The sequence below is a fragment of the Bacillus cereus group sp. BceL220 genome (assembly GCF_051776965.1).
Classification (GTDB): Bacteria; Bacillota; Bacilli; order Bacillales; family Bacillaceae_G; genus Bacillus_A; species Bacillus_A cereus.
In genome coordinates, this window is the sequence record NZ_JBPWBC010000009.1 from 129,213 (window position 1) to 140,964 (window position 11,752).

The window sequence follows — 11,752 nt, forward strand, 5'->3', positions numbered from 1 at the left end:
CCCCTTATCCTTTTCTTTGTCTCGCATCAGCCGCACGCTTTAACGCTTGACCAATAAAATTTATACACAGCATCAACACTAAAATCATGATTGATGCGGGTAACCAAATCCACCACTTTTCTTGTAATACATCTGGGTTAGTTGCGTAACTTACAAGTGTACCAAGACTTGGTGTGCTCTCTGGTAGACCGAAGCCTAAGTAAGTTAAACTAGATTCAATTCCGATGTTACCAGCAAGATTTAATGTGATATTTACGATAATAATAGAACTTAAATTAGGTAATATTTGCTGGAAGATTATTTTCCAATTTGGTGTTCCTAATGTTTTTGATGCAGATACGTAATCAAGTTCTTTCTCAGTCAATACTTTAGAGCGTATAAGCCTTGCTTTTCCGACCCATAAGAAAGCGGTCATTATGAGAATAAATGTCGTAATATTGAAAGTTGGAACGAGTGAGATAAACACGATAACAATCATTAAGAATGGTAAAATCATCATAAAGTCGATAAAACGCATAATGATGTTATCGACAACTCCTCCAAAATAGCCAGCAATTAGTCCCGTCGTAAGACCGATAAGGGTTGCTAAAAGAGTGATGGCTAAACCAACCGTAAAGGAGTTACGTGTACCAATAATTAATTGTCCGAAAATATCACGGCCTCCATAATCAGTTCCTAACCAATGTTCAGCAGAAGGAGGGTCATAAATAGCGAATAAATCGACTCGGACGATATCTTCTTGCTTCATAATAAATGAAGTTGCGTAAACGGCTATTAATATTAAAGCTAAAAAGAATAGAGAAAACATTGCTAGTTTATCTTTACGAAATTCTCGCCACATAATGGAGAAACCAGAGGGGCTCTTTTCGTAATGAATGACTTCAGTTTGTTTTTCAGGATTTGCTAACATAACGTTTCTTCACCTCCATTAATCAATACGAATACGTGGATCAACGATGCTTAGAATAATATCGGAAAGAAGAGTCCCGAGTAGCGTTGCGAATCCAGTAAATAATACAAGAGCAGTTACGACACTGAAATCACGTTGAGTGATAGATTGGAAAAATAGTTGTCCAATTCCTGGATAGCCGAAAATATTTTCTAGAATAATAGAGCCTCCAACTAAACCTGTAATTTCATATCCTAAAAATGCTGCAATTGGTAAAAATGAATTTCTTAAAATATGTCTGGAATATACTTTAGATTCTGGTACACCTTTTGCTTTTACTGTGCGTACAAAATCTTTATGTTTCGTATCGATAATTTCACTTCGTAAATATTGTACAGTTCCTACAGTTCCAATTAATGCCCCAGATAAAGCTGGTAAAATCATATGATTGAATTTACTTAAATAGTAATCAAATGATCCTGTTGCAACTTGTGGATCAACGCTACCACTCGTAGGGAAAATTGGATATAAAAAGCCGAATAAGAATAACATTACTAACCCGAAAATAAATAGTGGTGTACCGAATCCTAAAAAGTTATAGAGCGTAATGAGTCGATCAGCCCACGTATCATTCCAACGTCCACTTATAACTCCAAGTGGAATAGCAATTAAGTAAGTAAGAATAAGAATAAGAAGAGCTAACAGTATGGTATTGCCAAGACGTTCCCCGATAATATCTGTTACTTTTATTTTATGTGCGTAAGAAATACCGAAATCCCCTTGTACAGCATTTGAAATCCACCTTACATATTGAGTGGGAATAGGATCGTTTAAACCTAGTTTTTCACGTTGTTCTTCGAGCACTTTTGGATCGGCTTTTGGGTTTGCTAGTTCAGCGCCACTTAATGCATCACCTGGCATTGCCTTAGCCAGTGTAAAGACGAGTACGCTTAATATGAATAATTGCGGTATCATAACTAAAACCCGGCGTAATATAAATTTCCACATGTTTTATCACTCCCTTAAGGTAATGCCACCCGGTGTGTTGGCGAGATTGGTTTTAAATCGTAAGCACGACCATTTTCATTGAAATAACTTTCGTATGATTTCTCATACTCAACGCTTACCTCACGACGCAATTTACGTTGTTGCTCGCGGTTTTCTGGACGAATATCAGGAATAGCTGATATTAGGCGCTTCGTATAGATGTGCTGTGGATTATTATAAATTTCAGCACTAGTTGCTTCTTCCACAATGCGTCCGCGATACATAACACCGATACGGTCACACATATGGCGAACTACACCTAAATCATGACTAATAAATAGGTATGTTAGTCCGAGTTCAGATTGTAAATCTTGCAAGAAGTTTAAAACTTGAGCTTGTACCGACACGTCAAGCGCGGATACAGGTTCATCTGCGATAATAAGCTTCGGTTTTAGTGTAAGTGCGCGTGCAATACCAATCCGCTGTCTTTGTCCACCGGAAAATTCATGTGGGTATTTATACATGGACTCAGGATTTAATCCAACTTTATCAAGATAATCTTGAACAGCTCTACGCTCTTCATCAGGTGAGAGTTTCTCAAAATTTCGAAGTGGTTCAGCGATAATATCCATAACACGTTTCTTCGGGTTTAAGGATGAATAAGGATCTTGAAAAATCATCTGAATATCTTTTCGTTGTTCTCTTAGTTCTGAGCGACTTAATTTTGTTAAATCTCTATTATTAAAATGAATGCTACCGCCTGTCGCTTTTGTTAAGTGCATAATTGCTTTTCCAGTTGTTGATTTGCCGCTCCCAGATTCCCCAACGATTCCGTATGTTTCGCCAGGTTGTAGTTCGAAGCTTACGCCATCAACAGCACGAACGTAATCTAATGTACGGCCGAAAACACCACCTTTAATTGGAAAGTGTACTTTTAAATCTTCTACTTTAAGCAGTGCCATGAGTTACGTCATCTCCTTTCTTATGTTGGAAGTTGAAATGTTTGTAGCAAGTGCAACGTACCCAATGGTCTTGTTTTACTTCATGTAAAACGGGATTTTCTTCATGTTGATCAGGTCTAATCCATGGAATCCGTGCTTGGAATCGACAACCTGTGCGAGGTAACTTAGCTAATGTCGGTACAACGCCTTGAATAACATGTAATTTTTCTTTTTCAGCAGATGCAGACGGGATTGAATTTAATAAGGAACGAGTATATGGATGAAGAGGGTTATTAAAAATCTCTTCGACTGTTCCTGTTTCTACAACTTGTCCTGCATACATAACGACGATACGATCAGCGGTTTCGGCCACGACGCTTAAATCGTGTGTAATTAAGATGATGCCCATTTTCGTTTGTTCTTGAATGGAACGTAATAAATCTAAAATTTGCGCTTGAATGGTTACGTCAAGTGCAGTTGTTGGCTCATCTGCAATAATGAGCCCTGGCTTACAAGCAATTGCAATTGCGATAACAATTCTTTGTCTCATTCCGCCAGATAATTCGTGTGGGTATTGTTTATATGTAAGTTCTGGTTTTGGAATACCAACTTGATGAAGTAGTTCTAAGGTGCGTTCTTTCTTTTCAACTTTTGAAAGGCTTGTGTGGTAGTCTAAGTTTTCTTCGATTTGTTTTCCAACTGTCATAAGAGGATCGAGTGCTGTAAGAGGTTCTTGGAAAATCATTCCGATATTTGAACCGCGTACTTTATTTATTTCGGCGGTTGACATGCTTAGTAAGTCCTTATCTCTATAGTAAAGCTGCCCTTGTAATTTTGTATTTGCTTCATTATGCAGTCGCATAATGGAAAGGGCAAGTGCACTTTTTCCGCATCCTGACTCACCAACGATAGCAACAATTTCATTTTCATGAACAGTTAAGGATACATTATCAACTGCTGCATGATACTGATCTTGTATACGAAAGGAAGTTTGCAAGTTTTCAATACGAAGAAGTGAATTCTTCATGGCTATCCCTCCATCTTTTCTGAAAAGACTAAATATTTTGTATGTTGTTATTTTAATATAAATTGACAATGTTTGACAAGGATAAGTTGAAAAAGTATTCAAAAATCTTTTTATATAAAAGTGGAATGCAGTTGTATTAGGTATTGAAGTGATTTGGAAACGCTAACATATATATGAGAGGAAAATAAATCTTTTGTAAGAAAAAAGATTTATATGTAGAAAAAAGAGAGGCATTCTGGAAAGAATGGTCTCTCTTTTTTTGATAAGTATAATATTTGTACTTAAGCTTGCTTTTGTTTTACTGACCCTGTATTTAAAGTAAGAGCAAGGAAGAACATTGCAAGTACGCAAGATGCAAGTAATAAGATGAATCCGCCATCCCATCCGAATGCATCTACGATAAAGCCCATAGCGGCACTAGCGAAAGCTGCTCCGCCTAAGTAACCGAAGAATCCAGTTAAGCCTGCTGCAGTTCCAGCAGCTTTCTTTGGTGCTAAATCTAGAGCGTGTAGACCAATTAACATAACCGGTCCGTAAATTAAAAATCCAATTGCGACAAGTGCGATACTATCAACCATTGGATTACCAGGAGGGTTTAACCAGTAAACAAGAACTGCGATAAATACACCGACCATAAATAGAATACCAGCAGGTGCACGACGACCTTTAAATAGTTTATCACTCATCCATCCGCAAAGAAGTGTACCTGGAATACCAGCCCATTCATATAGAGCGTAAGCAGTACGTGAGCTACTATGAGTAAAGCTTTTTTCTTCTACTAAATAAGTAGGAGCCCAGTCTACAACGCCGTAACGTACGAAATATACGAAAACGTTCGCAATAGCGATGTACCATAAAAACTTATTGTTTAATACGTATTTAAATAAAATTTCCTTTACTGAAAGCTCGCGTTCGCGGTCTTTTACTTTTTCATCTGGTGGATATTCTCCAGTATGTTCTTCAATAGAAGGTAGTCCACAAGATTGAGGCGTATCTTTCATTGTAATTAATACATAAATACCAACTAAAATTGAAAGAATACCTGGGAAGTAAAAAATACTTTTCCAGTCATCTGCGAAGAAGTATAAGCCTAATGTTACAAGAGAAGGCATAAGCGCGCCGCCGACATTATGAGCGACGTTCCAAATAGACATTTTTGTACCACGTTCGCTAATAGAGAACCAGTGAACCATCGTACGGCCACAAGGAGGCCAGCCCATACCTTGTACCCATCCATTTAAAAACTGAAGTACAAACATAAGTATAATGCTCGTTGTAATGAAAGAAAATGAGCCGAAAATAATATTAATGATACCTGATAAAAATAGCCCAGCTGCTAAAAAGTAGCGAGGATTACAACGATCGGATACGATACCCATCAAGAATTTACTTAATCCGTAAGCGATAGATACTGCTGAAAGGATAACCCCAAGTTCCCCTTTACTAAAGCCTTGCTCGATTAAGTATGGCATTGCTAGTGAAAAGTTTTTTCGAACAAAGTAGTAACCTGCATAACCGATGAAGATACCTAAGAATACTTGTAAACGTAATTTACGGTATTCGCTATCAACGCGATCAGCTGGTAAGCGTTCCGCGTGGGGCGCAGGTTTAAATAATTGTGTGAAAAACATAAAATGAAAATCCTCCCCTAATTAATTCGAAGCGTTTTAAGACAGAGAACATAAAAAGGCCATGAAATATAAAAAAGTTTCCTTTTTTATGATTCATAGCCGTGTACTCCGTTTCTCCGTGACTGTCAATATTAACTTCGTCGAAAATTATACAACTTTGTGACAAAAATGTAAACGTTTTTATAAATAAAAGTATTGACGGATTTTGTTCGCGGGATTAATATTTAAATACGTTAAATATTTTATTGTTTAAATAAGAGGTGGATAACATGCCAAATGATATGACGCATATCGATAAAATTCAAGCTCTTGCCTTTTCGATTGGAAAGAAAATGCAGACGGAGTTATTAGAACAAATGCAAGCAACAGGACTTACACCACCGCAGTTTTATATTTTAAAGATTTTAGATCATTATGGGGCTTCAAGAGCGACAACATTAGCAAAAAAGATGTATGTGAAGCCTAGCGCGATTACAGTGATGATTGATCGTCTAATCGATCAAGAACTTGTAGAACGCTATCACGACAAAGATGACCGTCGTGTTGTCATCATCGAGTTAACGAAAAAGGGGAAAGCTAGAGTAGAAGAGGCAATGACAGCTCGCAACGAGCATATTGCAAAATACTTTTCACATTTAGAGTTGCAAGAAAGAGAAGATTTATTACGTCTCTTTGAGAAGTTAGAAACCATTATTTGCGGGACACAAGAGAAAAAAGAGAATAACTAAGAGGAATTGAGGAGATTACATGGAGCAACAAGAAAATCAAAATAGAAAGTTGTTGTTAATCGGTTTAGTAATCGCGATGCTATTTGCTGCATTAGATGGAACAATTGTTGGTACAGCAATGCCACGTATCGTCGGTGACCTAGGCGGATTAAGTTTAATGACATGGTTAACGACAGCTTATATGTTAACATCAACGACAGTTGTACCAATTGCAGGTAAATTAGCGGATTTACTTGGTCGTCGTAACGTATATATAACAGGGCTAGTTATTTTCATGATTGGTTCGGCGTTATGTGGTATGGCGAATGGTATGACAGAATTAATTATTTTCCGTGGTATTCAAGGTCTTGGTGGCGGTATTATGATGCCAATGGCTATGATTATTATTGGAGATATGTTCACGGGAAAAGAACGTGCGAAATGGCAAGGTATTTTTGGTGCGTTATACGGTCTTGCTTCTGTAATTGGACCGCAAGTTGGTGGTTGGATTGTAGATGCAGTGAACTGGAGATGGGTATTCTACATTAACTTACCGGTTGGTATTTTAGCAACAATCTTTATTGCAATGGGATTAAAATCACATAAACAAACAGGACCAATTAAAATTGATATCGCTGGAATCTTTACGATGATTCTAGGTGTTGTAAGTTTATTGCTTGCGCTAACGTTTGGTGGAAAAGATTATGCATGGGATTCTTGGCAAATTATCGGTTTATTCGCACTAGCTGTAATTGGTATCGTTAGCTTTGTTATTGTTGAAACGAAAGCTGAAGAGCCGATTTTACCAATGCATTTCTTTAAAAATCGCACATTTACAATACTGAATGCGATTGGATTCTTTATGAGTATTGGAATGTTCGGCGCGATTATGTTCGTACCATTCTTCATGCAAGGTATTGTAGGAGTAAGTGCTGCTGAATCAGGAACAATTATGACTCCAATGATGATTACAATGATTGTAATGAGTATTATCGGTGGGCAACTTGTATTAAAAGTTGGTGTAAAACCACAAATTATCGCAGGTATGCTTATTATGGCCGGTGGTTTCTGGTTATTAACAACGATGGATATGCACACAACGAAGCTTACAGCTACTTCTTATATGATGGTTATCGGTTTAGGAATGGGTCTTGTAATGCCGACATTAACATTAGCGTTACAAGAAAGCTTCCCGAAAAAAGACCTTGGTGTCGTAACGTCATCAAGTCAGTTCTTCCGTCAAATTGGTGGAACATTTGGTATTACAATTTTAGGATCAATTATGAATAACACTTCAGGTACAACGTTAACAAATAAATTAGTACCTGTATTAGATACATTCCCGAAAGAAGCGGGACAAATGGTAACGAAATTTAAAGATATGATTCACACAGATCCACAAGGTTTATATTCGATGCTATTTAGCCCAGAGGCATTAAAACAAATGCCAGAAGCGTTTGCTAACAGCATTGTACCTATTTTGAAAAACTCTTTAGTAGACTCGCTTCATACTGTATTCTTAACAGGATTAGTATTTATCGTAGTAGGTGCCATCTTTACGATTTTCTTACAAAAAATTAAACTATCAGATCGTAAAAAAGATGCTGAAGAGCCTGCTGTAGAAGAAAAAGAAAAAACTGTATCATACTCGTAATGAAGAAGCATCGCCTTATGGCGGTGCTTTTTTGAGTATAACCTTAAAAGCTTTTTAGTGAGAAATGATTGACGTATTTTTAGAAATACGTTATATTATTTTCTGTAAACGGTTACATGAAATGAGGAGAAAAGAGAATGAGTACGATTAAAGACGTTGCGAAATTAGCGGGAGTATCTGTTGCGACCGTTTCCAGAGTTCTAAATAAAAATGGATATGTTCACGAAGATACATTAAAAAAGGTAGAGCGTGCAATTGAGATGTTAGATTATAAGCCTAGTACAGTAGCGCGTTCACTGTATAATAAAAAGTCTCGTTTAATTGGCTTAGTTGTTCCAAATATCGTGAATCCGTTCTTTCCAGAAGTTGCACGTGCCGTAGAAGATGTAGCACATAAACAAGGTTACACAGTTGTTCTTTGTAACTCTGATGAAAGTTTAGAAAAAGAGAAACAATACATTGATGTACTTAGACAAAATAATGTAGATGGATTTATTGTAGCAACGAATCCACAAAATAGTGTTAATTACATGAATTTATCTGTTCCGGTTGTTGCGATTGACCGTATGTTTAATGAGCGTATTCCTACTGTATATGCAGATAACTATGCAGGAAGTCAGGCTGCGACAAAGTTGTTACTAGATAAAGGATGTAAACATATTGCACATATTCGCGGTCCACGTGATGTGAGTACTGCAAATGAACGTTTTGAAGGTTTTGTAGACGTTATTACGCAAAATAATCTTTCGTATATGATTGCGGAGAGTACGTTTGATCCAGCAAATAGTGAGCGTGTAGCGATGGAATTATTAGAAGGATACCCGCATATTGATGGTATTGTTGCTGGGAATGATTTAATTGCGATTGGTATTGTAAAGGCTGCACTTCAAAAGGGGATTGCCATTCCAGATGATTTACAAATTATCGGATTTGATGGAATTTCTTTAACAGAAATGATGTATCCATCTATTACAACAGTTGCACAACCGATATATGAGATGGGAAAAATTGCAACAGAGTTGTTGTTAGAGCAAATGGAAGGAAATGCATTAGAAGAGAAACACTATCGTCTACCGATTAAAATTATTGAACGAAATACAACGAAGTAAGGAGATGAAACAGATGCCAAATATTGCAGTAGTAGGTAGCATTTCAATGGACTTAGTGGCTGTTTCAAAAAAACGGCCGAAAGCAGGAGAAACAGTAATTGGTGAAGCGTTTCATACAATCCCTGGAGGGAAAGGGGCGAACCAAGCGGTTGCTGCAGCTAGATTAGGAGCAAATGTAGCAATGGTTGGAGCGGTAGGAAATGATGATTACGGAACGGTAGTTAGAAAAAATTTAGAGAACGAACGTGTTTTTATCGACTATGTGGTACCGGTTACAGATGGAACGACAGGAATTGCTCATATCGTTTTAGCAGAAGAAGATAACAGTATTGTTGTCGTACAAGGAGCAAATGCTCTTGTAAATAAGTCAGTTGTAGATCGCTCAAAAGACCTTCTTATAAAAGCAGATATGGTTGTTCTGCAACTAGAAATTCCACTTGAAACAGTAAAATATGTATTGGCTATTTGTGAGGAGCATAATATTCCAGTTATGTTAAATCCAGCGCCAGCACAAGTGTTATCAGAAGATATTTTAGAAAAGGCAACTTATATTACGCCAAATGAACATGAGTGCCGCATTGTATTAGATGATTTTACATCACCAATTGAAGATTTATTGGCGAAGTATCCAAATAAATTATTGATGACAGAAGGTTCTAACGGTGTTCGTTTCCATAATGGAACGGAGATTGTACATGTTCCTAGCATTGCTGTTGATGTAGTGGATACAACTGGAGCTGGTGATACATTTAATGGTGCGTTAGCAGTTGCACTTTCTGAAGGAGAGACACTTCAAAAAGCAATTCGTTTCGCGAATATTGCCGGTGGTCTTTCTGTGACGAAACTTGGAGCACAGGGCGGTATGCCAACGAGAGATCGAGTACGTGAAGTGCAGGTGATTGTTGGATGAAAAAGCATGGTGTATTAAATAGTGAAATTGCGGCAGTCCTTGCTTCACTTGGGCATACAGATACAATTGTAATTGCTGATTGCGGGTTACCGATTCCGGATGGAGTAAAACGAATTGATTTAGCTGTTGAGATTGGAAAACCGAGTTTTTTAGAGGTGTTACAAGTTGTAGCTGATGATATGGCAATCGAAAAAGTGACGTTAGCAGAAGAAGTCATTATAAATAATGCGGAAGTAAATAAAGAGATCGAGCAAAAATTAATAGAGCCAGCATTTGAGTATGTATCTCATGAACAATTTAAAGAGCATACAAAGAAAGCGAAGGCGATTATTCGTACAGGCGAGGCTACGCCTTATGCAAATGTAATTTTACATGCAGGCGTGATTTTTTAATAAAGGGAAGTGATGGGAATGCATATTGAAATGAAAAACATTTCAAAGGCGTTCAATGGCAATCCTGTTTTGAAGAATGCACAGTTTATGATTGAAACAGGAGAAGTCCATGCATTGATGGGGGAAAATGGAGCGGGTAAATCAACGCTCATGAAGATTTTAACAGGTGTATACAAAAAAGATGATGGGACAATCACGATTGATGGGCAAGAGCGCACCTTTAAAAATGCGAAAGAAGCTGAAGAGTACGGCATCGCATTTATACATCAAGAACTAAACATATTGCCGAATTTAACAGTAGCTGAAAATATGTTTCTTGGTAAAGAGTTAATGTATGGGAAAACAGGTATTTTACGCACTCGACAAATGAACGCGATTGCGCAGCAGCAACTAGCAGAGCTAGGATTGCATGTAAGAGGTGCTATGTTAGCAGAGGAACTATCGGTTGGACAACAGCAAATTATCGAAATTGCGAAAGCGTTAATGACAAACGCGAGCGTTATTATTATGGATGAACCTACTGCGGCACTGACGGATCGTGAAATCGAAACGCTCTTTACAGTAATCAATAAGTTACGTAAAGAAGGTGTTTCATTCGTGTACATTTCGCATCGTATGGAAGAGATTTTCTCAATATGTGATGCCATTACGATTTTGCGTGATGGAGAATACGTTGGAAAGAGATTAATTTCAGAAACATCATTTGATGAAGTAGTGAGTATGATGGTGGGGCGCAGCATTGGTGAACGTTACCCAGAGCGAAATAGTCAAATTGGTGATGTCATTTTTGAAATGCGTAACGGAACGAAGAAAGGGAAATTTGAAAATGTTTCGTTTCAAGTGAGGAAAGGTGAAATCCTTGGTGTAGCTGGTTTGATGGGGGCTGGTCGCACTGATATTATGAAAGCGATATTTGGTTATGAACCTTTAGATTCTGGACAAATTTTTATAAATGGACAAGAAGTAAAGATTGATAGTCCGATAGATGCAATTAGACAAAGAATTGCTTTCATTACAGAAGATAGAAAGTCTGAAGGATTAGTGTTAGATTTTTCAATTCGAGAAAATTTAGCTTTACCGAATTTAGAAAGTCTTTCAAAGGGAAGTGTTCTAAGCAACGAGCTAGAACAACAGTTTACAGAGGATATGATGAAGCTTCTTAATGTGAAAGCATCTAGCGGAGAGCAGGCAGTGAAATCTCTTTCTGGTGGAAATCAGCAAAAGATTGTAATCGCAAAATGGCTAGGCATTCATCCGCAATTACTCATTTTAGATGAGCCAACAAGAGGTGTCGATGTTGGAGCGAAAAAAGAAATTTACTCTATCATGAATAAGCTTACTGAGCAAGGCGATGCCGTTATTATGGTATCATCTGAGCTTCCGGAAGTTTTAGGAATGAGTGATCGAGTTCTTGTTATTCATGAAGGAAAAGTCGGCGGCATTTTAGGGAAAGATGAGGCATCACAAGAGTCTATTATGGCACTAGCTACAGGGGGAGAGTAAGG

General features: G+C 37.6%; 11 protein-coding genes. 6 read left to right on the forward strand and 5 right to left on the reverse strand.

Features of this window, described 5'->3' with window-relative positions; all coding sequences use genetic code 11:
- Positions 1-4: 4 nt before the first annotated feature.
- From ACS2FK_RS21700 to glpT, 5 genes are all read right to left on the reverse strand, one after another.
- The gene (locus ACS2FK_RS21700) at positions 5-910 is read right to left on the reverse strand and encodes an ABC transporter permease (protein ID WP_000880730.1); all 906 of its coding nucleotides are present in this window, start codon (positions 908-910) and stop codon (positions 5-7) included.
- 18 nt (positions 911-928) lie between these two features.
- The gene (opp4B, locus tag ACS2FK_RS21705) at positions 929-1,897 is read right to left on the reverse strand and encodes an oligopeptide ABC transporter permease (RefSeq protein ID WP_000265452.1); all 969 of its coding nucleotides are present in this window, start codon (positions 1,895-1,897) and stop codon (positions 929-931) included.
- A 14-nt stretch (positions 1,898-1,911) separates the two neighbouring features.
- Positions 1,912-2,838, reverse strand: a complete 927-nt coding sequence (locus tag ACS2FK_RS21710; protein WP_001196381.1) for an ABC transporter ATP-binding protein — start codon at positions 2,836-2,838, stop codon at positions 1,912-1,914.
- Positions 2,825-3,844 (reverse strand): ABC transporter ATP-binding protein, encoded by a 1,020-nt coding sequence (locus tag ACS2FK_RS21715; RefSeq protein ID WP_000798236.1) that lies wholly within the window; start codon positions 3,842-3,844, stop codon positions 2,825-2,827. Before ACS2FK_RS21715 ends, ACS2FK_RS21710 begins: the two co-directional genes overlap by 14 nt.
- Positions 3,845-4,125: 281 nt before the next feature.
- The gene (gene glpT / locus ACS2FK_RS21720; protein ID WP_000466384.1) at positions 4,126-5,475 is read right to left on the reverse strand and encodes a glycerol-3-phosphate transporter; all 1,350 of its coding nucleotides are present in this window, start codon (positions 5,473-5,475) and stop codon (positions 4,126-4,128) included.
- A gap of 269 nt (positions 5,476-5,744) precedes the next feature.
- On the opposite strand from glpT, the gene ACS2FK_RS21725 reads away from it, so the two are divergent.
- From ACS2FK_RS21725 to rbsA, 6 genes are all read left to right on the forward strand, one after another.
- Entirely contained in the window at positions 5,745-6,203 is a 459-nt protein-coding gene (locus tag ACS2FK_RS21725) for a MarR family winged helix-turn-helix transcriptional regulator (RefSeq protein ID WP_001132365.1), read from the forward strand.
- A gap of 19 nt (positions 6,204-6,222) precedes the next feature.
- On the forward strand, positions 6,223-7,836 hold the full coding sequence (locus ACS2FK_RS21730) for an MDR family MFS transporter (RefSeq protein ID WP_000437647.1): 1,614 nt from the start codon (positions 6,223-6,225) through the stop codon (positions 7,834-7,836).
- A 137-nt stretch (positions 7,837-7,973) separates the two neighbouring features.
- Positions 7,974-8,945 (forward strand): ribose operon transcriptional repressor RbsR, encoded by a 972-nt coding sequence (gene rbsR / locus ACS2FK_RS21735; RefSeq protein ID WP_000104050.1) that lies wholly within the window; start codon positions 7,974-7,976, stop codon positions 8,943-8,945.
- A gap of 13 nt (positions 8,946-8,958) precedes the next feature.
- The gene (gene rbsK, locus ACS2FK_RS21740) at positions 8,959-9,855 is read left to right on the forward strand and encodes a ribokinase (RefSeq protein WP_063546458.1); all 897 of its coding nucleotides are present in this window, start codon (positions 8,959-8,961) and stop codon (positions 9,853-9,855) included.
- On the forward strand, positions 9,852-10,247 hold the full coding sequence (gene rbsD / locus ACS2FK_RS21745) for a D-ribose pyranase (protein WP_063546460.1): 396 nt from the start codon (positions 9,852-9,854) through the stop codon (positions 10,245-10,247). The genes rbsK and rbsD overlap by 4 nt, the downstream gene beginning before the upstream one ends.
- Before the next feature lie 18 nt (positions 10,248-10,265).
- A complete protein-coding gene (gene rbsA, locus ACS2FK_RS21750) occupies positions 10,266-11,750 on the forward strand; it encodes a ribose ABC transporter ATP-binding protein RbsA (RefSeq protein WP_063549257.1) in 1,485 nt (494 codons plus the stop codon).
- The last annotated feature ends 2 nt before the right edge of the window (positions 11,751-11,752 follow it).